The following is a 21021-nucleotide window of genomic DNA, read 5'->3' as shown; positions in this document are numbered from 1 at the left end:
CGATTGTTTAGCCGGTAATATTTTCCCGACGCTCGGGTGGGGGCGCTTGCGAAACGTGCCGTCCCCACAACTTGGCGTAGCAACATTTGCTTTGGGTGGAAGCACAGGGGGTATCCAGATCATCATGTCCGCAAATGACACTGCTACTGCAAGTGACGCCGCTACCGCGGCCAAAGATCTCTACCGGCGATGGATAGACGAACTATGGTCCGGGCAGCGGATAGCAAACGAGTTGGTCTCCGACGATTTCGTGGGGCACTGGCCGGACCTCGAGGTGCACGGCCCGGAGGAACTGCACGAAATCGTCGACAAGACCAGGACGGTCCTCGCCGATCTGAAGATGGTCGTCGACATCAAGCCGTTGGTTGAGGGCGACATGTTGGCCGCGCGCTGGATCGGAACGGGCGCGGCGGCCGACGGCCCCAAGCGCTACACCGGAAACGACATCTTCCGAATCGAGAACGGCCGGTTCGTCGAGTACTGGACGGGCACCGCGGAGGGCTGACGTCAGGCCAGGAAACGTTGGCGGTACGGCTCGAACCGGGCGCGCACGTCGTCCTCGTCGAGGCCGAACATCTCCGCCGAGGTGGCGACACGGCCGAGTCGGCCGCGTTGGTGCCCTGCCAAGTAGCTCTCGATCGCTGACCTCGCCTCGCCGGTCAACGGTTCCCCGGCGAGGTCGTAAATGCTTGCGGCGACGCCCATTTCGTCGGCCATGAAGTCGTCGAACCGGATGTCGATCGAGCGCTCCGGCGGCAGTGTCGCGCGGTCACGAACCAGTGCGTTGAGCATCAGCTCGAGGCGGTCGATCCAGGTCGCCGCGATCTCCTGCACCGGAACGGGATAACGGTGCATGCGCGCGCTGTAGGTGATCATCGCGAGCATCGAGAGCGCCACCGGCACCGGGTCGCGGTGCGTGAAAACGACTACCACGCCAGGGAACACCGCGTTCAGCACGGGCAGCTGCTCGAGGTGCTGGGGTGACTTGAGCAGCCAGCGCCGGCCGCCGCGCAGAAACTGCAGCGCCTTCAACTGGGTGGCCAGGTGCTCGTAATGCGGGGTCTGGTCGTGGGCGAGGTAGTAATCACGCCAACGCGGCACGTGGCCGAGGGTCTCGAAGAGCATCGTCGAGAAGTCGTTGGCCAGCAGCTGGATCTCCTCGTGCACGTGGTCGGTCGTCATCTCGTGCATCAGCGGGAAATAGGGCATGACAAGGTTCATGACCTGCACCGCGACATCCATGCGGGCCCTGCGGGGGTCGGGCTCGACACCCTGCTCGGACGGCAGCGGGAACGGCTCGTTGCTCTCCCAGTAGGGAATGGTGCGGAACGTCGACCCGGCCGCGAGCAGATTGTGCAGGTGCGTGGTGCCGGTGCGGGGCAGTCCCGCGATCACCACCGGTGGGGCGAGTTCAATGTCGTTGATCTCGGGGTGGCGAGCCAACAGGTCGGTGAGCAACAGGCGGTTCTTCAGCCACTGCACGATCTGTGCGTGGAAGTTGACGATGCCGGCGTCGTGCATTCCCGGAATCTCCTGGAGCGCAGCAAGATACACGTCGAGACGTTCTCGATAGTCGTCCGCGCCGAAATTGTCCAGGCCGGTCTCCGCCATCGCCTTGGCATGCATCGCCTCGGCGTCGAGCGGGCAGTCGCCCACCATCGAACCCATCATTTCGCGCAGTGGTTCGGCCTCGGGGGAGAACCTCGGTTCTGCGAGATCGTCCAGGTAGACGGGCTTGGATTTGGTATCGGTCACGGCGACTTATGTTACTCTCAGTTTCGTAATGATGGTTGAAATCGGGCGACCGCGCGATCCTCGTATTGACGCGGCGGTTCTCGATGCCACCAGAGAGCTCCTCGGCGAGACGGACTACGCGTCGCTGTCGGTGGACGCGATCGCCAAGCGCGCAGGCACCAGTAAGCCTGCGATCTATCGGCGCTGGCCCAGCAAGGCCCATCTGGTGCACGAGGCCGTGTTCCCGATCACCGAATACACCGAACTTCCTGAAACCGGGGAACTGCTCAGCGATGTCAGCGAGATGATGCGCCGAAGCGCCGGCATCCTGACGACCCCCGCGGCGTTGGCCGCGCTGCCGGGCCTGGTCGGGGAACTGGCCGCCGACCCCACGCTGCACGCCTCGCTCCTCGAGCGATTCGTTCACATCCTGTCCGACGGTCTTGAGGAGTGGCTCGACGTGGCCCGCAAACGCGGTGAGGTGCGTCCCGAGGTTACGTCCGCGGACATCGTCGACGCCCTCGCAGGCATCACCTTCCTGGCGCTGATCACCCATCCGGACACGTTGGACGAAAAGTGGGTGGAGCGCACCGCCGAGTTCATCACGAGAGGTATCAGCGCGTGACAGAGCACGAATCCACCACAGCCTGGCGCGAACTGCTGGACACGTTGGGCAGTCTGGACCGCACCTTCCTCGAGGGCGACCGCGCCGTGACCGACGACCGGCACATCGCAGACGGCTACCGCATGCTCGCGACCACCCTCGGCGTCGCGTTCGACACCTACCTGTTCTCCGATCCCAGCCGGCCGCTGTGGATCGAGGTGAACTCGCCGGTGCGGCCCGACCGCCGGTGGGGCGGCGACAACACCGACGCCTACTACTTCATGTGCCCGGTCGATCCGAACCGGCGCTACCGAATCAGCGGCAACAAGGGCGACAGTGTCTACTTCTCGGTGACCGCCTACAACGAACCGGCCCCGGGCGCGTGGTCCGACCGAATCGTGGCCCTCATCCGCGACGACGATCTCGACATCGATGCCGACGGCAACTTCTCCTTCGACTTCGGGCCGACCCCCGACGCTGCCGTGCTGATGACGCGCGACTATCAGGCCGATCCGAAGACCGGTCGTCCGGTGAAGTGGCACATCGAGGCGCTCGACGAACCCGATCCGTTCCGCCACGGCGACGCCGAGACCGCCGCCGCGCTGCGCTCGAGTGCCGCCTGGTTGCGCACCATGTTCGCGATTCTGCCACTCGCCGTGGGCGTCCGCAGTGAGGATGCGCACACGCTCGGACACGAAGTCTCCTCGGTCGCAAACGAATTCGCCGATCCCTATCAGGTGCCCGACGCCAACTTCGGCTGGTCGGCGCGCGACGCCTGCTACGCGTACGGCAGCTTCGTGCTCGAGGAGGACGAGGCGCTGGTCATCACACACCGGCCGCCGACCTGCCGATTCTGGAACCTCGTGGTGTGGAACCAATTCATGGCGACGCCGGGTGTTGCGGATGCGCGTAGTTCGATCAACGGCCATACGGCGGTGCCCAACGACGACGGTTCGGTCACCATCGTCATCTCCCGCGGTATGACCGAGCATCCGAATTCGATTACGACACTGGACTATCCGCGCGGCAATCTCGCATTCCGGTGGTTCCTCGCCGACGAGGTCCCTGCCCGCCCCGAGGTGTCACTGGTGAAGGTCGCTGATTTGTGATTTCGGCGTGCTGGGTCACGCTCAGCGAGACTTAACACGCCGAACTCACCCAAAAAACAGCGCTGCGGCGACGGCGACCGACCACACCAACATCGTCAGCCCGGTGTCGCGGAGGACGGGGATCAATTCCTTGCCGCCGAGCCCTTTTCGCGCCGGACCCGCCGCGCGCAAAGCCAGCGGCAGCGCCACCAGCCCGACCGCGGCCCACGGCGTCGCGAGCATCAGCACCAACGTCACGACGAACGCGACCGCCAGCAGCCCCTGATACAGCAGCCGGGTGCGCGGGTCGCCGAGTCGGACAGCCAGCGTGATCTTCCCAGACTCCTTGTCAGTCGGGATATCTCGCAGGTTGTTTGCCACCAGCACCGCCGACGACATGGAGCCCATCGCAACCGCCGTCGCGACGCCCACCCAGTCGATCCGCAGCGCCTGCGTGTACTGCGTGCCGAGCACCGCGACGAGGCCGAAGAACACGAACACCGCGACCTCGCCCAGCCCCAGGTACCCGTACGGCTTCGAACCGCCCGTGTAGAGCCAAGCCCCTGCGATGCACAGTGCGCCGACGAGGATCAGCCACGGCGCGCTGAACCACGCCAGCACGAGGCCGGCGACCGCTGCGATTCCCAGGCTGATGACCGCGGCGGTCAGCACCGACCGCGGCGACGCCACCTTGGACCCCACCAGCCTCAGCGGTCCCGCCCGCACGTCGTCGGTGCCACGGATCCCGTCCGAGTAGTCGTTGGCGTAGTTGACGCCGATGATCATCGCGACCGCCACGACCATCGCCAGCAGCGCTCGCCACCAGCACGCCCCGTGCAGCCAACCCGCCGCACCGGTGCCCGCGATGACCGGCGCGATCGCGTTGGGCAACGTCCTGGGCCGAGCGCCCTCCACCCACTGCGCGAAACTGGCCACGAGCGCAAGTCTTGCACGGTGGTTGATTTGCTCCCCACGACCACTACCGCTTCCCGTGGCAGACTGAGCGCATGGAGGACCGACTCAGCAAGACGGAGATCCGCAAGGACGCCGTACAGGAGATCGTCGAGTCCGGCGCGTCGACCGTCGGCGAGGTGGCCTCGATCATCACCACCGCCGTCAAGGACGTCGCCAACGCCATCGGCGGTTTCGCGACCGACGTGTTCGAGATCCGGGACGGGGCTCGGCGCGCGTCGCAGGCGATCGAGGACGAAACGCCGGACGAGTAGCGGGCCTTGCTCGGAGTCATCGGCGGCAGCGGGTTCTACACCTTCTTCGGGTCCGACGCCCGCAGCATCAGCCTGGACACCCCGTACGGCGCGCCGAGCGCTCAGATCACCATCGGCACCATCGGCGGTCACGAGGTGGCGTTTCTTCCACGTCACGGTGTCGCACACGAGTTCTCGCCGCACACCGTGCCCTACCGGGCGAACATGTGGGCGCTGCGCGCGCTCGGGGTCCGGCGGGTCTTCGGCCCCTGCGCGGTCGGCAGCCTGACCCCCGAACTCGGGCCTGGCGCGATCGTGGTGCCTGATCAGCTCGTCGACCGCACCAGCGGCCGCGAGGACACCTACTTTGAATCGGGCGGCATCCATGTTGGATTCGCCGACCCGTACTGCCCGTCGCTGCGCGCGGCTGTCGCCGGCCTGCCCGGCGTCGTGGACGGCGGCACGATGGTGGTGATCCAGGGGCCGCGGTTCTCCACCCGCGCCGAGAGTCAATGGTTCGCGAGCCAGGGGTTCACCCTGGTCAACATGACCGGATACCCCGAGGCGGTCCTGGCTCGCGAACTCGAAATATGTTATGCGGCCATCGCTTTGGTGACGGATGTCGATGCGGGCGTGGACAGCGGAAGCGCCGTGCGGGCCGTCGACGTGTTCGCCGAGTTCCAACGCAACCTGGTGCCGCTCAAGAAGCTCGTGCACGAGGCCATCGAGAACGCCGCGAGCGCCGCCCCCCAACGGACCTGTACCCACTGCCTGCCGCACGAGGGCGTCGAGCTTCCCTTCGACCTGCCGTGAGAGTTCTGCTGACGGGTGCGGCCGGCTTCATCGGAACCCGGGTCGGTGCCGCACTGCGCGACGCGGGACACGACGTCGTCGCCGTCGACCTGATGCTCCCCGCCGCGCACGGCCCGGGCGCACAGCCGCCGCCAGACTGTCAGGTGCTTGACATCCGCGATGGTGCGGCGCTGGCACCGCTGCTCGACGGTGTCGACGTTGTCTGTCACCAGGCCGCGGTGGTCGGCGCCGGGGTGAACGCGGCCGATGCGCCGTCCTACGGCAGTCACAACGACTACGGCACCGCGGTGCTGCTTGCCGAGATGTTCACCGCGGACTGCCGCCGACTGGTGCTGGCGTCATCGATGGTGGTCTACGGCCAGGGCCGATACGACTGCGCCGAACATGGCCCGATCGAACCGTTGCCGCGCTCGCGGGCCGATCTCGACGCCGGTGTGTTCGAGCACCGTTGCCCGATCTGCGGAGCCCCCGTGTCCTGGCAGCTGGTGGGGGAGGACACGCCGCTGCGGCCGCGCAGCCTGTACGCGGCGAGTAAGACGGCGCAGGAGCACTACGCCTCGGCGTGGATAGAAGCGACCGGCGCCTCGGTGACCGCACTGCGCTATCACAATGTGTACGGCCCGCATATGCCGCGTAACACCCCGTATTCGGGGGTCGCGGCGATCTTCCGATCGGAGCTCGAATCAGGCGATGTGCCACGGGTTTTCGAGGACGGCGGCCAGATGCGTGACTTCGTGCACGTCGACGACGTCGCGGCGGCGAACGTCGCTGCCGTCGAGTCGGAGCACGACGGATTCGACGCTTTCAACGTCTGTTCCGGTCACCCGATCTCGATCATGGAAGTGGCGACGGAGCTGTGCGACGCCCGCGGCGCGGAGGCGCCCGTCGTCACCGGCCAGTACCGCAGTGGCGACGTCCGCCACATCGTCGCCGACCCCGCCCGCGCCGCCGAGGTGCTGGGCTTCCGCGCTGCCGTCGACCCGCGCGACGGGTTGCGCGAGTTCGCTTTCACCCCGTTGCGGGCATGATGCGACGCGCGACGGTACTGGTCGCGCGGCCAACGACCCGCAGTTGTTTGACGGCAGGCAGATGATCGGCGAGATTCAGGGGTTCCTGTCGTCGACAGGTATGACCTAGTAATACTGGTGGCGTGAAACCCGCCATTTGTGAGCAGTTCGGTATCGATTTCCCGCTCTTCGCCTTCAGCCACTGCCGCGACGTCGTCGCCGCGGTGACCAACGCGGGAGGGTTCGGGGTCCTCGGCGGGACGGCCTACACACCGGAACAGCTGGACCAGGAACTGACCTGGATCGACCAGAGCGTCGGCGGCAAGTCCTACGGCGTCGACCTGATCGTGCCCGCAACCTACGAGGGCAAGGGCGAGAAGCTGACCTCGGCCGACCTGGCCGCGCGCATTCCGGACGAGTATCGGCGCTTCGTCTCCGACCTTCTCGCGGCTCATGACATCGAGGACGACGCCAAGCCGTTCACGGGCGGGGCGTCGCTGTCGGGCAACACCGGCAAGGAGCTGCTCGACGTGGCGATGAGCCATCCGATCAACCTGATCGCCAACGCGTTGGGTGTGCCGCCGGACTACATGATCGACGCGGGCAAGGAGCACGGCGTTCCCGTCGCGGCCCTCGTCGGCGCCAAGGAGCACGCCCTGAAGCAGGTCGCGGCGGGGGTGGACCTGATCGTCGCGCAGGGCACCGAGGCGGGCGGCCACTGCGGCGAGGTCACGACGATGGTGCTGATCCCCGAGGTGATCGACGCGATCGAGGATGCGGTGCCGGTGCTGGCCGCCGGCGGCATCGTCACGGGACGGCAGATGGCGGCCGCGGTGGCGATGGGTGCCGCAGGCGCATGGACGGGTTCGGTGTGGCTTACGACCGAGGAAGCGGAGACGGCGCCGCACACCGTGCAGAAGTTCCTGGCGGCGACGTCGCGCGACACCATCCGCTCGACGGGTCGCACCGGTAAGCCGGCCCGGCAGCTGAAGTCCGACTGGACCGACGCATGGCAGCCGAACGAGGGCGGCCACAGGACGTTGCCGCTTCCGCTGCAGTCGATGCTGGCCGAGCCGGTGGTCCGTCGCGTCGATGTGCTTGCGGCGCAAGGTCATCCGGGCGCTCAGGCGCTGGCGACCTATTTCGTCGGGCAGGGCGTCGGATTGATGAACAAGGTCAAGCCCGCCAAAGAGGTGGTGCGCGAGTTCATCGAGGACTATCTGGCGGCGACGGAGCGGCTCAGCAACTCGCTGCCCGATTAGCCTGCGCGCGGAGGGTGAGCAGCAGGATCGAGACGAAGGCCAGGCCGGCCGCGACGTAGAACCAGCCGAGCGGCCCCTGGGTCGTCTCCGGCAGGTACGCGACCAGCGCCATGGCGAGACTCACGATCAGGTAGCAGCAGGTGTTGACCAGTCCGCCGACCAGGCCGATGTTCTTGTCGAAGACGCCCATTGCCAGACCCTTGCTCTGCGGGTCCAGGACGCCGACTCCGCACATCACCAGCGCCGCGCCGAGCGCGATCATCCAGGCGTTCAGGCCGACTGTCATGGCCGCGACGACGAGCGTCACCGCGCCGAGCATCATCACGCTCCAGGCGCCGATGGCAAGCGTGCGGGTCGTAAGGCGTTGGGCCAGAGCGCTACACGCCAGTTCACCGACCAGATTGGCTGCGCCGATGCTCAGCGCGATCAGGCCGTATGTTGCGGGCGAGAATCCGAGCCCGTCCTGGAACAGGAACGGACCGGCGACGCCGAACACCAGCTGTGCCGCGCCGATCAAACCGAACATCACGACGAACCCGACGAAGACCTTGTGCCGCAACGCCTCGCCGAGTACCCGCGTCGCCGCCCGCAGATCCACCGGTGAGCGACGCTCGTTGTCGAGCGTCTCGGGCATCGCCTTGGCGATGATCACCGTGACCACCGCGACGGCGAAGGCGAAGACCGCGAACACCAGGCGCCAGGAGCCGTGCTCCACGATGAATCCGCCGATCGCGGGTGCGACGACCGGCGCTGTCCCCCATGCCGCGCCCAGCACAGCGAGCACCGAAACCAGCTTGGCGCCACGGAAGCAGTCGGCGGCGATGACCGAGGCCATCAACAGGCAGGTGCCCGCGGCCACGCCCTGGATGACCCGCATGTCGAGCAGGAACGTGATGCTGCCCGCCAGCGCGCAAGCGGCGCTCGTCAGGGCGACCAGCGTGGCCCCGGTGAGCAGCACCCGCCTGCGGCCCAGCGCATCAGCGAGCAACCCCATCGGGATGAACGCCGCGCTCATGCCGAGCGTGTACGCGGTCATTGTGTTCTGCACCATCGCGTCGGACGCCCCGAGGTCCGTCCCCATCCCGGGCATCGCAGGCGCGTAGATGTCGAGTCCGATCTGACTCAGTGGGATGACCAACAGCAGGAGGGCCACCAGGCCCCGGCCTCCAGCGATCCGGGAGGCGACTTCGCGCGGTCTCTCGGTGGTGATCGTCATGGGATAACGATCCCGTCTTAGCCGCCCCGCGTCCGTCCGCTGATCACCCGGGCGAAGTAGGAATGTGTGTTCCCCCGATCGGGGGACAGGCGCCGGTCAGTACAACGCGATGCGCACCGAGATCGGGTCGCTCTCCATCGCGCGCATGGTCAACGCCGTCGCCGACTGGCGGAATCTGCCGCTGCCGCCGAAAGTGCGGGCACGGGCGCGGACATCGTCGTCGGGCTCGAAAGTGGCTGTGCCGGTGCGCCACTCGTTGTTGACCCGCACCCGCACGTTCGGGTTGGCGGCGACGTTGTACGCCCAGCCGGCTCGGCGGCCGTGCTGGGAGATGACCCACAGGTCGTTGCCTTCGAGACGGCCGACCAACGGCACCCGGCGCGGCTCGTTCGATTTGCGGCCGATGGTCTCGACCTCGACCACCAGGGACGACCGGATCCCCAGCCGGTCGAGCGCCGTCACCACCGGGTTCATCACCATGCGACCCAGGCTTCGCTCGAACTTGAACTTCCGCCGCGCTTTGTCGGCACTCTTCGTGGGCATCGTCGGTCTCCTCTCGCCATCTGGTTAGCGACGATACTAGAACGATCACTCAATTACTAGGGCGGCGTCCCGAAACGCGGCGAAATAGCACGTCAATCCGCGGTATCTGCAGCTGGGAACGCTATTTCGCGTGACCTAAGCCTTCGCCCTAAGCCTTCGACCTAATGGCCGGGCGCCAACGGTAACCGCACCTCGAACCGTGCGCCGGTGTCGAGGTTGTGCACCGACAGCGTGCCGCGATGCGCCTGCACCAGGCCCGCCGCAATGGCCAGGCCCAACCCGGATCCACTGGGCAGCGACGAATCTGCTCGCGGTACCCGGTCGTTGGACCCGCGATACGCGACGTCGAAGACCCGCGGCAGATCCGTCTCAGAGATGCCCACCCCCGTGTCGTCCACCCGCGCCCACGCGCCGTTCTCGTCGGCGCCGACCGCCAACGACACCTCGCCGCCCTCCGGAGTGTGCGCGATCGCATTCGCCACCAAATTCGACAGCACCCGCACCAGCGCCCGGTCGCTGCCGACTACCCGCACCGGCCGCGACGGCAATTCGGCGACCAGGTGTACGCCTGCGCGTTCGGCGGCGATGCGGTGTGCGGCCAGCACGTCGTCGACGACCTCGTCGAGAGCCACCCTGTCGAATGCGGGTTGCACCGCGCCCGCGTTGATCTTCGACATCTCGAACAGATCGTCGACCATCTCGGCGAGCCGAATCGATTCCTGCTCAATCGTTTTAGCGTGTACCTGCACCTCGGACTCAGGCACCACGCCGTCGGCGATCGCCTCGGACACCGCGCGGATCCCGGCCAGCGGCGTGCGCAGGTCGTGGCTCACGAACGCGACCAGGCGCCGACGAGACTGCTCGGCGGCCCGCTCGGCGTCGCGGATCTCCTGCTCCCACACGGTGCGGCGGGCCTGATACCGCGCCAGCATGACCGCCGCGGGTATCGTGACCACCGCGACGATGACGAGCACGACGGCGGTTCGCTCGAACGTCTCGGTGATCATGAACCCGCTGGCCCCGAGCACACCGGTGAACGTCGCCAACACGGGGATCAGCACCAGCGCAACCATGCTGACCGCCAGCGACCAGGACCTCGCCAAGCGGATGATGATCGCTCCGGCGAGCACCACCGGCACCGAACAGGCCAACGCCCACCCGGCGATCTCCCACAGATCAGTGGGCACTACCGCTCCACAGGTAGCCGCGCCCCCAGACCGTCTGCAGTCGATGGTCGGCGCCGAGCTTGGAGCGCAGCCGCTTCACGTGGACCGTCACCGTCGACAGATCGCCGAAGTCCCAGCGCCACACCTGCTTCAGCAGTTCCTCGCGGGAGAACACCGTGTCGGTGTGGGTCAAAAAGAACAGCAGCAGGTCGAATTCGCGGTTGGTCAGCGAAACCGGCGTTCCCGCAACGGTCACCGACCGCGCCGCCGTCGACACGGTCAGATCGCCGACGGTGATGTCGAGCGCCATCGGACCCGTCGGCGTCGGCGCGCGGCGCAGCACCGAGCGCACCCGCAGCGCCAGCTCGCGTGGGCTGAACGGCTTGGTCAGATAGTCGTCGGCGCCGGCCTCCAACCCCGCGATCCGGTCGTCCTCCTCGCCGAGCGCGGTCAGCAGGATCACCGGAATCGAGTAGTCACCGCGCTGCCGAAGGGTGCGGCACAGCGTCAGGCCGTCTTGGCCGGGCATCATCACGTCGAGCACCGCGACGTCGATGCGCTGCGAGCCGAGCAGCCGCAACGCCTCCTTGCCGTCGTGAGCGATCGACACCTCGAGGCCGTCGCGCTCCAGATATCGGCGCACGACATCGCGCACGACGGTGTCGTCGTCGGCGATCAGCACCCGCGTCACACCCCGAGGCTAGTCGCGCATGGGCTACTACCTGCGTGGATGTCACTGATTCGTCACGAATCATCCGGTCGGGCGCCCGTCGGACTGGTTAGCCTCTGGTCATGCCCGGCTCTCCCGTCACGGTGGTGCTGCCCTGCCTCAACGAGGCGGCCTCACTGCCCGGGGTGCTGGCGGCGATGCCTGCGGGTTACCGGCCCCTGGTCGTCGACAACAACAGCAGCGACGACACCGCCGAGGTGGCGCGCCGCCACGGCGCGGACGTCGTCACCGAATCCCGGCCCGGCTACGGTGCCGCAGTGCACGCCGGGGTGGTCGCGGCGACGACGCCGATCGTGGCGGTCATCGACGCCGACGGCTCGCTGGACCCCCGCGACCTGCCGGAACTGGCCGACGAACTCGAACGCGGCGCGGACATGGCAATCGGACGCCGCCGTCCGGTCAAGGGACTGCGCTGGCCATGGCACGCCCGGCTCGGGACGGCAGCCGTGTGCTGGCGGCTGCGTCGCAGGCACGGCCTGCCGGTGCACGACATCGCACCGATGCGGGTGGCGCGCCGCGAGGCCCTACTCGGTCTCGGCGTGCAGGACCGCAGGTCGGGGTATCCGCTCGAATTGCTCGTGCGGGCGGCCGCGGCCGGCTGGCGCGTCGTCGAACGCGACGTCGATTACGGCCCGCGCACGGGTGGGCAATCCAAGGTCAGCGGTTCACTGCGCGGAAGTGTGATCGCGGCCCTGGATTTCTGGCGGGTGATCTCGTGACAGAGCCGGTGGTTGCGCTCGTCGTCGCCAAGGCGCCGGTGCCGGGGAAGGCGAAGACGCGGTTGGCCGCCGCGATCGGGGAACGGGCGGCCGCCGACATCGCCGCGGCGGCGCTGTTGGACACCCTCGACACGGTTGCGGCCGCACCCGTGGCGGCGCGCGTGGTCGCGATGACGGGGGATCTCGACGCCGCGAGCGCATCGGCGGAGATCCGTAGCCGCCTCGATGCATTCACGGTCGTGCGGCAGCGCGGCGATGATTTCGGGCAGCGCCTCGCCAACGCCCATCTCGACGCGGCTGCCGCGACGGGCAATCGCGCGGTGGTTCAGATCGGCATGGACACCCCGCAGGTCACGGCCGAGATGTTGACCGAATGCGCACGGGGGCTGTCCCGCACCGACGCGGTGCTCGGACTGGCCGCCGACGGCGGCTGGTGGGTCTTGGGGATCTCCGATGCGTCGATGGCCGACTGTCTGAAGGAGGTGCCGATGTCGCGGTCGGACACCGGCGCGCTGACCCTGGCCGCGCTGTCTGGCAAGGGATTTCACGTCGAGCTGATGGCTGAACTGGCGGACGTCGACACGGTGGACGACCTCGAACCGGTACGGCGGATGTGCGCGGCGGGCAGTCGTTTCGCCCGGGCGGTGATGGGCTGACATGCAGGGACATCTGTACGACCGCGCGCTGGACGGCGAACAGTGCTGGATCAGGCGGGACGACGGCGAGGTCAGTCATCTGCCGGTGCGACGGTGGCTCGGTGGGTGCGACGCCGACGATCGCTTCGACAGCGCTGTGGTGGGGCTGTGCAGCGGACCGACGATCGACCTGGGTTGCGGCCCAGGACGGTTGGTGACCGAGCTCTTGCGCCGCGGTGTGCCCGCTCTGGGTGTCGACCAGTCCGCCAAGGCCGTCGGTCTGGCGCGACGCCGCGGCGCACCGGTCCTGCGGCGCAATATGTTCGACACGCTGCCCGCGACCGGCCGTTGGCACACAGTGTTACTCGCCGATGGCAACATCGGGTTGGGCGGTGACCCGTTGCGGGTGCTGCGGCGCTCGGCGGAGTTGCTGAACCGCGGTGGCCGGTGCATCGCCGAATTCGAGGCGGCGGCAACGGGTGTCTACAGCGGATGGGTACGGCTGGAGTCGTCGCACACCGTCGGTCCATGGTTTCCGTGGGCGTCCGTGGGTATCGACTGTGCGGCCGAGATCGCGCGAGAGGCCGGGTTGGCGCTGACGCGGGTCCACCCGATCGGCGGCCGCGTCGTCGCGACGCTGACGGCCTAACGCGTCATCGACCGAACGGCGTAGACGATCGCACTCATCCCGAACATGACCGCGGTGAGCAGCAGCCAACGGCCCAAGAACACATCCTGAGTCAGGCCGGTGGCGGCGCGGAACGTCGGCGCGCCCTGCTTGATGATGCCGGGCAGGAACATGAGAAGCGTCAGCCCGGAGCCCAGCGCGGGGACGCGGATGTAATTCACCATGGGTATGCGCAGCCGGAACCTGTTGCTGGCGAGCAGGATCCGGTCGGCCAGCGCATAGAGCGGAAACAGCACCAGATCGTGGGCGATGATCGCGACGGCGAACCACACGAGAATCGACTGCCACCACGTGCGGTGGTTCCACAGCGCGGCGGGCGTGATCGTCACCACCGCATAGCCGAACAGCGCGAAGCCGGCGATCAGGGTCAGCAGATGCAGCGGATGCGATCCGTATACCGCGCGGAATCGGGTCAGCATGATCATCGGCTCCGGAAGTCGATCGAGCCGACCCATTTGGTGTTGTGGACACCCGGCAGTGCCGGGACGATGATCCGCGCCGGGAAGCCGTGATCCGGCGACAGGTCGGCATCGTTGACCCGCAGCGCGAGAAGCGAATCCGGGTGCATGACCTGGTTGGCTTGCAGAGTGGCGCGGTTGAACGCGCCGCGCGGTTCCACCGACCGCACGAATGCGGACTTCGGCTCGGGCACGCCCGCAAGCCGGGCCAGCTCGCGCAGCGGCACACCGGTCCACGTCTCAGTGGTCGACCAGCCCTCGACACAGGCGATCGGCAGACGCGCGGTGTGCTGGGTCATCGCGGTCAGCGTGGCGCGGTCGAGCACAACGGGTTTCGGTCCGCCGGTTAGCGTGAGCCGCCACTTCTCACCGGTGAGGTCGGGGGTGATGCGGGCGGCCGCGGCCGTTCGGTTGACGGCGAAATCGTTCGGCCCGGAGCCGCGGCTCAGCCCGCGCGGCAGTAGCAGCGCCGCCTGGCGGGTGATGCCTCCGATGGTCTGGCCCGCGGTGATCACCGCGATGAAGAGCGCACCGCCGCCGACGAGTGCGAGTGCGCCGCGGCGGCTGATCGTCGCGGGGTCAGGGTCGGCAGCGACCAGCCCGTCGGGTTCGTACGGTTCGGGGCGGGTGTTCTTTCGGTTGGTGCGCACCACGTCTCGCATCGACATCGATCGAATGCCGGACCACATCCGGGGGAGTTTGATCGCGAGGTGGATCACGAAGCCCGCGATGAAGACCCAGGCGCCGTAGTAGTGCGCGGTGTAGAAGCTGAAGCCGAAGATGTAGTCGTACTGGATGTTCAGGACGCCGGTGATGATCTCGAACAGGATGCCTCCGACGAGCATCACCAGGGACGCGCGTTCGAGCAGCTGCGCGAGCGATCGCGCGGGCGGCCACGCGAACAGCCGTGGGATCACCGACCAGAGTTTGGCCAGCACGATCGGGATCAGGATCAACCCGAGTCCGACGTGCACACCTTGATTGAGTCGGTACAGCCACGACGGGTCGGTCGGCCAGTCGAACGTCGGCAACTTGAGCCAGCCGACGTCGCCCGGGATCGCCTGCCCGAACTGCGGTCCGTACGCGATGTACGACAGCAGCCCGGTGATCGTCACGATCGGGAGGGCGACCAGCAGTACGGAACCCAGTACAGACGTCAACCAGAGACCGCGCAGCGGGCTGCGCCAACGCAGCGCGGGTCTCGGCGGCGGATCACCGTCGGCCATGGCTCCAGGGTCGCGTGTCATGACCGTATGGTGTGCGGTTGAGGGCCTTCCGTTACCAATTCGTCAGGATCAGGTGGTTGAGCAGCAGCGCTCCGACCACGTTGACCGCCAGCCACCAGCGTTGCGACCGCGGTGGAAGCAGTGCCGCGGCGGCGGGCAGCCAGACCGTGAACGGCAGCCAGATGCGCTCGGTCTCGGCCTTGCTGAGCATGGAGAGGTCTGCGAACACGATCGCGGTCAGCGCTCCCAACAACACCAGATGCAGGCCCGGTCGCAACCTGATCGCGGCTCGGTCGAAGACGCGTCCGATGCCCGCCACGCTGCCCAGTCCGATCGCACACACCACCGACGCCAGGTTGGCCCACGCCCAATACTGGAACGGACGGTCGTTGGCGATGCCCTGCCAATAGCGTTCCTGCACAAGGGTGTAACCGTCGAACCACCAGAAACCCGCGGCGGCGAACACCGCGACGACCACCAGCGCCGCTAACACCGCCGGAATGAACGCCCGCATCGCTGCGCGCCAATCCACCGCGGCGAGCAGCACAGCCAGGGCGGGGAACGCCATCAGCGCGAGACCGTAGTTCAGGAAGATGCCCCAGCCCAGCACCAGTCCCGAGCTCAGCCCCGCGAGCAGCGACCAGCGCGTCGTACCCCGAACGGCCAACGCCAGCAAGGCGATACCCCATGCGGCGACACCGGCGAAATAGCCGTCTGCGGACACCGCGATCCAGATCGCCGTCGGCGCCACCGCGACGAACGGGGCTGCCATCCTGGCCGTCGCTTCGTCGGCCAGGGTGCGCACGGTCACCACGATCGCGGCCGCCGCACTGGAACCGACGAGCAGGCACAGCAGGCCCGCCCATGCCCCGCCGCCCAGCCCGATGCGGTCGAGCCACACGAACGACAGCAGCGCGCCCGGCGGATGACCCGAGACGTGCGTGATCCACGAATCAGGTTGGTAATCCAGGATTCTGCGAGAGAACGAGCTGAGCATCTCGGGGATGTCGGTGATGCTCGGCACCTGCCGCAGATATTCGTGGCGGGCGGTGAGCCGGCCCGCGAAACCGCGTTGCCAGCCGTCGATCATCGCCAGCGAGAACGCCCATGCGCACGCCGTCGCCCACACCGTCCACGGCAGCCACCGCCACGGCAGCCACCGCGCCACGGATTGTCCCCACAGCACCGCCGCAGCGCCGATGACGATCGCTGGGATGGTCCCCCAGCCGATATGGGCGTTCCACCATCCGAATATCGGTGCAGTCTGGGCGAAAGACGCGATGCGAGCGGGCGTCGCATTGATCAGCGGCGTGACGATACCCAGATCGAGATGCGGTACGACGAACGCCGCGACGACAAGGATCACCCCGACGGCGACCGCCGTCGTCTCCTTCCGAGCGCTGCGCACGACGACTAGTGCATCCTCATAGTCGTCACCGTCACGTCGTCGACCATACCCAAGCACGGATTACTGACTGTTCGGTCCATAACGGGCGTACGCTGGGGACATGGCCCGCCCCCGCAAGTTCGACGAAGCCGACGTGATCGCGGCCGCGCGCGAGCAGTTCTGGACGCGCGGCTACGGTGCGACGTCGGTCGACGACCTCACGGCCGTGACCGGTCTTGGCAAGGGCAGCCTCTATGGCGCGTTCGGCGACAAGCACGGGCTGTTCCTCCGTGCGCTCGACGACTACATCGACACCACGCTGGACGACGTCCGTGCGCAATTGAACGATCCCGAGTACCGCGCCTACGAGCGGCTGACCCGCCACCTCCGCTGGCAGGCGAGCTCGGTCGCGGCCGACAAGGCCAGGCGCGGCTGCATGGTGGCCAGGACGGCCGCCGAACTCGGGTCCTCGGACGACGCGGTCGAGGACAAGATCGCACGGGTGTACGAGGTATGGCGCGGCGAGCTCGCGAACACCATCGCCGAGGCGCAGCGCGACGCCGACATCGACAAGAAGGTCGACCCGCAGACGCTGGCGGGCACCCTGCTGGCGTTCATGCGCGGCGTGGAATCCCTGCACGTGGGCGGCACCGAGCCGGCTGAACTCGAGCGTGCGGCCGAAGTGATGATCGGCCTGATTCCGACCGGCTGACCTGGCATGGAATACCGTCTGCTCGACATCGACTTCAAGGGTGTCGTGTTCACCGTGCAGAAGGCGCTGCCGCTGCTGAACGACGGCGGATCGATCATCCTCAACTCGTCGAGCACCAACGCGAAGGCGTCCGACGGCATCGGCGTGTACGCGGCGATCAAGGCCGCGCTGCGGTCGCTGGCACGCACGTGGGCAAGTGAGTTGCGCGACCGTAGGATTCGCGTCAATGTGGTCAGCCCCGGCGTGACTGCAACGCCCGGCATCGACAATCTCGCCCAGTTGTTGTTCCCCGGACCGGGATCCGCGGCGAAGTTCGAGGAGTTCCAGATCTCCGCCGTGCCGACGGGCCGTTACGGCACGTCCGAGGAAGTCGCCAACGCGGTGCTGTTCCTGGCGTCAGACCTCAGCAGCTTCACAACGGGCGCCGACATTCCCGTCGACGGAGGCATCAACCAGTTCTGAACAACCGCGATCCGGGTCCCCTTGGCGTGGGCCCGGTTTCGCGCATCAGTAGAGCATCTTGCGGTAGTTGGCCTCGCTGTAGTACTCGTCGAGCTGCGCTTGGGTCCAGTCCGTGCGAATGGCCTTGGCGAGCTGCGCGGCGCTGGGCACCGCAGTCGGATTCCACGTCGACGGGTCCCAGGCGTCCGACCGCAGGAAGGCCTTCGCGCAGTGGAAGAACACCTCTTCGATGTCGATCTCCAGCGCGAGGATGGGCCGCTTACCCTGCACCGCCATGGCGTCGAAATAGTCGGCGTCGGAGAGGATTCGGGCGCGACCGTTGATCCGTAGCGTGTCGCCGCGGCCGGGGATCAGAAACAGCGTGCCGACGTATGGACGCTGCAGGACGTTGAGGTAGCCGTCGACGCGCTTGTTGCCCGGCCGTTCTGGGATCGCGATCGTGGCGTCGTCGATGACGTGGACGAAGCCGGGCGGATCGCCCTTGGGTGATACGTCGACGCGGCCCTGCTCATCCGTCGTCGCCACGAAGCCGAGCGGCGAGTGGGCCAGCCAGTCGCGCTGAACCGGGGACAGCCGGTCCTTCACCTTGTTGGCGACCTGTTGGTGCGGCTTACCGACGATCGCACGCAGCTCATCGACGGTGGTGACTTCGTGGCGCATGGCTACATCATGCTCTCTGCTCACTGGTCCGTGAGGCCGCGCTTCGGTGTTCTGCTCACCGCGATTTGAAAACCTCCCGGTCCTCCACAACTGGCGCAATAGGTGCCGAATCGCGCCTAACAGCAGGTGGGCTCCGCGACGGACCGGCGCATTCGCGTCACTCTCGCGGACCTTCCACCGCAGCTGGTCGGCGACGTGTCCTTACGCCGATACCGTCACTGACCAGGCCCCGCCAACCGTCGATCAGCCCCGGGGGAGGTGATCATGGCCGCCCAAGAAGCCCATGAGCCGCATGCCGAGCCGACGCCGATCCGGCGTCCGCGCGCGGACCAGGCGCGCATCGTCGCTGATGTCCTGAGGCATCAGATCCATGCCGGCGGCTACGCCGACGGACTGCCGGGTGAGCAGGAGCTCGCCAGTGAGTTTTTCGTCTCCCGCAACACCGTCCGCGAGGCGCTCGCGGCGCTCAAGGACGAAGGTCTCATCGACCGCGGACCTCGCACCGGCACACATGTGGCCATCCGCAAATACGACCATGGCTTGGACGCGCTCGTCGGGCTGAAGGAGACGTTCAAGGGGTACGGCGAGATTCGGAACGAGGTGCGCGCGACCATGAACGTCGCCGCGCCGCCGGCGGTCGCACACCGGTTGCAGCTCAAACCGTCCGAGCCCGTCGTGTTCATCGAGCGGCTGCGTTACCTCGGCGATCTGCCTCTCTCGCTGGACATGACCTACCTCGTCGCCGACATCGGTCGCGAGGTCATCGAGCATTCGCTCGAGGTCAACGACGTCTTCGCGCTCATCGAGCAGGTCACGGATCAGCGCCTGGGCGGCGCCACGCTGGCAGTCGAATCCGTCGCCGCCGACCCGCATTCCGCGGCGATCCTACAGGTACCCGACGGCGCTCCCGTCCTGTTGCTGGAGCGCCTCACCCATCTGGACGACGGTCGACCCGTCGACCTCGAGTACATCCGAATGCGCGGGGACCGAATCACCCTGCGCAGCAATCTGGTTAGGGGAGATTGATGGCCCAGGTCAATCAGCGCGTCGACGTACCGGTGACGATCGACGAGTCGCTGTGTATCGAGGGCTGCACGTTGTGCGTCGAGATCTGCCCGCTCGACTCGTTGGCCATCAACCCGGAGAACGGCAAGGCGTTCATGCACGTCGACGAGTGTTGGTACTGCGGCCCCTGCGCCGCACGCTGTCCCACCGGCGCCGTCACCGTCAACATGCCCTATCTCATCCGATAAGACCCCAGGACACGACATGAAACGCACACTCGCCGCACTGCTCACCGCCGTCAGCGCCACCGCGCTCGCCGGATGTTCACTGGATTCGCAGACCCAGTCCGACGACACCGTCAACGTCGTCGTCGGATACCAGTCGAAGACCATCAACACCGTCACCGCCGGAACCCTGTTGAGGGCCAAGGGCTTTCTCGAGCAACGCCTCAACGACGCCTCCAACACCTCGGGCAAGAAGTACAACGTGCAGTGGCAGGACTACGACACCGGCGCGCCTATCACCGCGCAGATGGTCGCTGAGAAGATCGACATCGGCTCCATGGGCGACTACCCGCTGCTGATCAACGGTTCCAAGACTCAAGCCAACGAACGCGCCCGCACCGAGTTCGTCTCCGTCACCGGATACAGCCCCACCGGCTCGCTGAACATGATTGTCGTCCCGCCGAACTCGCCCGTCCGCTCGGTATCCGACCTGGCGGGTAAGAAGGTCTCCGCCAGCGTCGGCTCAGCGGGACACGGCACGTTGGTCCGCGCCCTCGATAATGCGGGCATCGACCCGAAGACCGGTGTCGAGGTGCTCAACCAGCAGCCACAGGTCGGCGCGTCGGCGCTGGAATCAGGTCAGGTGGTGGCACTTTCACAGTTCGTCGCCTGGCCCGGTCTGCTCGTATTCCAGGACAAGGCACAACTGCTGTATGACGGCGCGGAGGGCGACTACCCGACCTTCCACGGTGTTGTCGTCCGACGCGACTACGCCACCCAGCATCCCGAGGTGCTCGACGCGTTCCTGCAGGCTCAGCTCGATGCCACCGACTTCCTCAATCAGCATCCGCTGGAGTCCGCCAGGCTCGTGGCCGAGGGCAGCGGCCTGCCACAGGAAGTCGTATACCTCTACAACGGCCCCGGCGGCACGAGCTTCGACACGACGCTCAAGCCGTCGCTGATCGAAGCATTGAAGGGCGACGTGCCGTATCTCAAGTCGATCGGCGACTTTGCCGATCTGAACATCGATGAGTTCGTCGACGACACCGCCATCCGCAAGGCGTTCGCCGAGCGCGGCCAGGACTACGACGCCGCACTGAACTCGACGAAGAACCCGTCGGAACTCAGCGGTCAGGACCCGGTCTGCAACATCGCGGTCACGGATCCCAAACTGGCGGGCGAACTCTGGATCGACGGCGCCGACGCCACCCAGCCCGCCGCCAACCCCGGCTGCCTGTTGCGCGCCATCCGCGAGGCGAACGGCCGCGGTGACCAGATCCGTGCCGCCTACGTCCCCGACACCGAGTTCGGCACCCGCTGGTTCGCCGACAAGTCCGTCTGGGTCAAGGACGGTCCGAACTATCTGCCCTTCGGGACACCGGCAGGTGCGCAGCGCTACATCGGCGCGCATCCCGGCGCGACGGTCGTCGAGTATCAAGAAGCACTGGTGGGTGCGGTGTGACCGCGCCACCCGTGG

The 21021-nt window shown here is 67.1% G+C and carries 25 protein-coding genes; 15 read left to right on the top strand and 10 right to left on the bottom strand.

Going from position 1 to position 21021, the window contains the following annotated elements:
• The first annotated feature begins 124 nt into the window (after positions 1-124).
• Positions 125-505 (top strand): ester cyclase, encoded by a 381-nt coding sequence (locus tag G6N43_RS28505; protein WP_083150546.1) that lies wholly within the window; start codon positions 125-127, stop codon positions 503-505.
• A 2-nt stretch (positions 506-507) separates the two neighbouring features.
• On the opposite strand, the gene G6N43_RS28500 is transcribed toward G6N43_RS28505, so the two are convergent.
• Positions 508-1671 (bottom strand): sulfotransferase family protein, encoded by a 1164-nt coding sequence (locus G6N43_RS28500; RefSeq protein WP_275990033.1) that lies wholly within the window; start codon positions 1669-1671, stop codon positions 508-510.
• Between the two features lie 112 nt (positions 1672-1783).
• Here G6N43_RS28500 and G6N43_RS28495 point away from each other — a divergent pair, with 112 nt between their 5' ends.
• Both G6N43_RS28495 and G6N43_RS28490 read left to right on the top strand, forming a co-directional pair.
• Positions 1784-2359 (top strand): TetR/AcrR family transcriptional regulator, encoded by a 576-nt coding sequence (locus G6N43_RS28495; protein ID WP_083150544.1) that lies wholly within the window; start codon positions 1784-1786, stop codon positions 2357-2359.
• Positions 2356-3447, top strand: coding sequence for a DUF1214 domain-containing protein (locus G6N43_RS28490; RefSeq protein ID WP_083150543.1), 1092 nt, complete (start codon positions 2356-2358; stop codon positions 3445-3447). Before G6N43_RS28495 ends, G6N43_RS28490 begins: the two co-directional genes overlap by 4 nt.
• A gap of 45 nt (positions 3448-3492) precedes the next feature.
• Here the strand turns inward: G6N43_RS28490 and G6N43_RS28485 are convergent, their stop codons facing one another.
• Positions 3493-4362, bottom strand: a complete 870-nt coding sequence (locus tag G6N43_RS28485; RefSeq protein ID WP_083150542.1) for a 1,4-dihydroxy-2-naphthoate polyprenyltransferase — start codon at positions 4360-4362, stop codon at positions 3493-3495.
• A 71-nt stretch (positions 4363-4433) separates the two neighbouring features.
• On the opposite strand from G6N43_RS28485, the gene G6N43_RS28480 reads away from it, so the two are divergent.
• The 4 genes from G6N43_RS28480 to G6N43_RS28465 all read left to right on the top strand — a co-directional run bounded on the left by G6N43_RS28480 (position 4434) and on the right by G6N43_RS28465 (position 7713).
• Positions 4434-4652: a hypothetical protein gene (locus tag G6N43_RS28480; RefSeq protein ID WP_083150541.1), complete on the top strand. Its 219-nt coding sequence runs from the start codon at positions 4434-4436 to the stop codon at positions 4650-4652.
• A gap of 6 nt (positions 4653-4658) precedes the next feature.
• Positions 4659-5444 (top strand): S-methyl-5'-thioadenosine phosphorylase, encoded by a 786-nt coding sequence (locus tag G6N43_RS28475; protein ID WP_083150540.1) that lies wholly within the window; start codon positions 4659-4661, stop codon positions 5442-5444.
• The gene (locus G6N43_RS28470) at positions 5441-6472 is read left to right on the top strand and encodes an NAD-dependent epimerase/dehydratase family protein (protein ID WP_083150539.1); all 1032 of its coding nucleotides are present in this window, start codon (positions 5441-5443) and stop codon (positions 6470-6472) included. The genes G6N43_RS28475 and G6N43_RS28470 overlap by 4 nt, the downstream gene beginning before the upstream one ends.
• Before the next feature lie 122 nt (positions 6473-6594).
• A complete protein-coding gene (locus G6N43_RS28465) occupies positions 6595-7713 on the top strand; it encodes an NAD(P)H-dependent flavin oxidoreductase (RefSeq protein ID WP_083150538.1) in 1119 nt (372 codons plus the stop codon).
• Here G6N43_RS28465 and G6N43_RS28460 read toward each other — a convergent pair.
• The 4 genes from G6N43_RS28460 to G6N43_RS28445 form a co-directional block, all read right to left on the bottom strand.
• Entirely contained in the window at positions 7691-8929 is a 1239-nt protein-coding gene (locus tag G6N43_RS28460) for a multidrug effflux MFS transporter (RefSeq protein ID WP_083150537.1), read from the bottom strand. The genes G6N43_RS28465 and G6N43_RS28460 overlap by 23 nt on opposite strands.
• 96 nt (positions 8930-9025) lie before the next feature.
• On the bottom strand, positions 9026-9472 hold the full coding sequence (locus G6N43_RS28455) for a nitroreductase/quinone reductase family protein (RefSeq protein WP_083150536.1): 447 nt from the start codon (positions 9470-9472) through the stop codon (positions 9026-9028).
• 161 nt (positions 9473-9633) lie between these two features.
• Entirely contained in the window at positions 9634-10659 is a 1026-nt protein-coding gene (locus G6N43_RS28450; RefSeq protein ID WP_083150535.1) for a sensor histidine kinase, read from the bottom strand.
• Positions 10649-11329: a response regulator transcription factor gene (locus G6N43_RS28445; RefSeq protein WP_083150534.1), complete on the bottom strand. Its 681-nt coding sequence runs from the start codon at positions 11327-11329 to the stop codon at positions 10649-10651. The genes G6N43_RS28450 and G6N43_RS28445 overlap by 11 nt, the downstream gene beginning before the upstream one ends.
• A gap of 101 nt (positions 11330-11430) precedes the next feature.
• Here G6N43_RS28445 and G6N43_RS28440 point away from each other — a divergent pair, with 101 nt between their 5' ends.
• From G6N43_RS28440 to G6N43_RS28430, 3 genes are read left to right on the top strand one after another with little or no spacing between them, the layout of a single operon-like run.
• Positions 11431-12087 carry a glycosyltransferase family 2 protein gene (locus tag G6N43_RS28440; protein ID WP_083150533.1) on the top strand — a complete coding sequence of 219 codons (657 nt, stop codon included), beginning with the start codon at positions 11431-11433 and terminating at the stop codon, positions 12085-12087.
• Positions 12084-12743, top strand: a complete 660-nt coding sequence (locus G6N43_RS28435) for a TIGR04282 family arsenosugar biosynthesis glycosyltransferase (RefSeq protein ID WP_083150532.1) — start codon at positions 12084-12086, stop codon at positions 12741-12743. The genes G6N43_RS28440 and G6N43_RS28435 overlap by 4 nt, the downstream gene beginning before the upstream one ends.
• Before the next feature lies 1 nt (position 12744).
• The gene (locus G6N43_RS28430) at positions 12745-13371 is read left to right on the top strand and encodes a methyltransferase domain-containing protein (protein WP_083150531.1); all 627 of its coding nucleotides are present in this window, start codon (positions 12745-12747) and stop codon (positions 13369-13371) included.
• Here G6N43_RS28430 and G6N43_RS28425 read toward each other — a convergent pair.
• From G6N43_RS28425 to G6N43_RS28415, 3 genes are read right to left on the bottom strand one after another with little or no spacing between them, the layout of a single operon-like run.
• Positions 13368-13829, bottom strand: a complete 462-nt coding sequence (locus tag G6N43_RS28425) for a hypothetical protein (RefSeq protein ID WP_083150652.1) — start codon at positions 13827-13829, stop codon at positions 13368-13370. The two genes, G6N43_RS28430 and G6N43_RS28425, sit on opposite strands and share 4 nt — an antisense overlap.
• Before the next feature lie 2 nt (positions 13830-13831).
• Entirely contained in the window at positions 13832-15115 is a 1284-nt protein-coding gene (locus G6N43_RS28420; RefSeq protein ID WP_234810066.1) for a molybdopterin-dependent oxidoreductase, read from the bottom strand.
• Between the two features lie 31 nt (positions 15116-15146).
• Positions 15147-16502 (bottom strand): hypothetical protein, encoded by a 1356-nt coding sequence (locus tag G6N43_RS28415; protein ID WP_083150529.1) that lies wholly within the window; start codon positions 16500-16502, stop codon positions 15147-15149.
• 100 nt (positions 16503-16602) lie between these two features.
• Between G6N43_RS28415 and G6N43_RS28410 the strand changes: the two genes are divergently transcribed.
• Entirely contained in the window at positions 16603-17193 is a 591-nt protein-coding gene (locus tag G6N43_RS28410; protein WP_083150528.1) for a TetR/AcrR family transcriptional regulator, read from the top strand.
• 6 nt (positions 17194-17199) lie between these two features.
• On the top strand, positions 17200-17655 hold the full coding sequence (locus tag G6N43_RS28405; protein WP_234810065.1) for an SDR family oxidoreductase: 456 nt from the start codon (positions 17200-17202) through the stop codon (positions 17653-17655).
• 45 nt (positions 17656-17700) lie between these two features.
• Here G6N43_RS28405 and G6N43_RS28400 read toward each other — a convergent pair whose 3' ends face one another.
• The gene (locus G6N43_RS28400; RefSeq protein WP_083150527.1) at positions 17701-18315 is read right to left on the bottom strand and encodes a pyridoxamine 5'-phosphate oxidase family protein; all 615 of its coding nucleotides are present in this window, start codon (positions 18313-18315) and stop codon (positions 17701-17703) included.
• A 264-nt stretch (positions 18316-18579) separates the two neighbouring features.
• On the opposite strand from G6N43_RS28400, the gene G6N43_RS28395 reads away from it, so the two are divergent.
• Genes G6N43_RS28395 through G6N43_RS28385 form a run of 3 tightly spaced genes read left to right on the top strand, consistent with a single transcriptional unit; the run spans position 18580 to position 21006 of the window.
• Positions 18580-19341, top strand: coding sequence for a GntR family transcriptional regulator (locus tag G6N43_RS28395; RefSeq protein WP_083150651.1), 762 nt, complete (start codon positions 18580-18582; stop codon positions 19339-19341).
• On the top strand, positions 19341-19568 hold the full coding sequence (locus tag G6N43_RS28390; RefSeq protein WP_003928504.1) for a 4Fe-4S dicluster domain-containing protein: 228 nt from the start codon (positions 19341-19343) through the stop codon (positions 19566-19568). Before G6N43_RS28395 ends, G6N43_RS28390 begins: the two co-directional genes overlap by 1 nt.
• Positions 19569-19584: 16 nt before the next feature.
• Complete coding sequence (locus G6N43_RS28385; RefSeq protein ID WP_083150526.1) at positions 19585-21006, top strand: ABC transporter substrate-binding protein; 1422 nt, start codon at positions 19585-19587, stop codon at positions 21004-21006.
• The last annotated feature ends 15 nt before the right edge of the window (positions 21007-21021 follow it).

The sequence above is a fragment of the Mycolicibacterium moriokaense genome, from assembly GCF_010726085.1.
Lineage (GTDB): Bacteria > Actinomycetota > Actinomycetes > Mycobacteriales > Mycobacteriaceae > Mycobacterium > Mycobacterium moriokaense.
This window is presented reverse-complemented; position numbering and strand designations above follow the sequence as displayed.